General features: G+C 67.2%; 1 protein-coding gene. It reads left to right on the forward strand.

Annotated features, from left to right (window positions below):
* Positions 1–1,527, forward strand: a 1,527-nt coding sequence (locus AC1DHD_RS16245) for an ABC transporter ATP-binding protein (protein ID WP_476880692.1), incomplete at both ends; no start/stop codon positions are given.

Here is a 1,527-nt window from a genome sequence, read left to right on the forward strand (position 1 = left end):
GGGCAGGGCAAGGACGCGCCGCTGCGGATTCCCCGTCCGGCCGGCGGCCCCGGCCGCGGCGGCCCGTTCGCGGGCATGAACATCCCCGCGGAGAAGGCCATGAATTTCGGTGCTTCCGCCCGGCGGCTGCTCGGCGAACTGCGCCCCGAACGGCTGTGGCTGACGCTGGTACTGGCCCTCGCCGTCGTGAGCGTCACGCTGGCGGTGATCGGCCCCCGGCTGCTGGGCGAAGGCACCAACCTGATTTTCGCCGGCGTCGTGTCCAAACAACTGCCCGCCGGCGTGACCAAAGCGCAGCTGATCGCGCAGCTGCGGGCCGCGGGGGAGAACCAGAAAGCGGACATGCTCAACGCCATGGCGTTGACTCCCGGCACCGGGATCGACTTTGCCGCGCTGTCCTCGGTGCTGCTGTGGGCGCTCGCGCTCTATGTGCTGGCCTCGGCATTTATGTGGATGCAGGCATATATCCTCAATGGCGTCGTGCAGCGCACAGTATTCCGGCTGCGGGCGCGGATCGAGGCGAAGATCAACCGCCTGCCGCTGCGCTACTTCGACACCGTGCAGCGCGGCGAGCTCCTCAGCCGGGTAACGAACGACGTCGACAACATCTCCCAGAGCCTGCAGCAGTCCATCAGCCAGGCCGTGACCTCGGTGCTGACCGTCGCCGGGGTGCTGGTGATGATGGTGATCCTCTCGCCGACGCTGGCCGTCATCGCGCTGGTGACCATCCCGCTGACCCTGGTGACGACGGCGGTGATCGCCAAACGCTCACAGAAGCTGTTCGTGGCCCAGTGGAAGAACACCGGCGAGCTGAACGGCCAGATCGAGGAGACGTACACCGGACACGCGCTGGTGAAGGTTTTCGGCCGGCAGCGCGAGGTGGAGGAGACGTTCCGGCAGAAGAACGCGGAGCTGTACCAGGCCAGCTTCGGCGCGCAGTTCATTTCCGGGCTGATCATGCCCGCCATGACGTTCATCGGGAACCTGGTCTACGTGGGGATCGCCGTGGTGGGCGGCCTGCAGGTGGCGTCCGGGGCGATGCAGCTGGGCGATGTGCAGGCGTTCATCCAGTACTCGAGGCAGTTCACCCAGCCGCTGGCCCAGCTGGGCTCGATGGCGAACCTGCTGCAGTCCGGGGTGGCCTCGGCGGAGCGGGTGTTCGAGCTGCTCGACACCGAGGAGCAGCTGACCGACCCGGACGTGCCGCTGAAACCGGAGGCGACCCGCGGACGGCTGGTGTTCGAGGACGTGTCCTTCGCCTATTCGCCGGACAAGCCGCTGATCTCTTCGTTGAACCTGGTGGCCGAACCCGGGCAGACCGTGGCGATCGTGGGGCCCACAGGGGCGGGCAAAACCACGCTGGTGAACCTGATGATGCGCTTCTACGAGCTCGACGCCGGGAAGATCACCCTCGACGGCGTGGACGTGGCGCTGATGTCGCGGCACGAGCTGCGCTCGCGGATGGGGATGGTGCTGCAGGACACCTGGCTGTTCGGCGGGACCATCCGGGACAACATCGCCTACGGC

The sequence above is a fragment of the Arthrobacter sp. 05L45_2 genome (assembly GCF_056397525.1).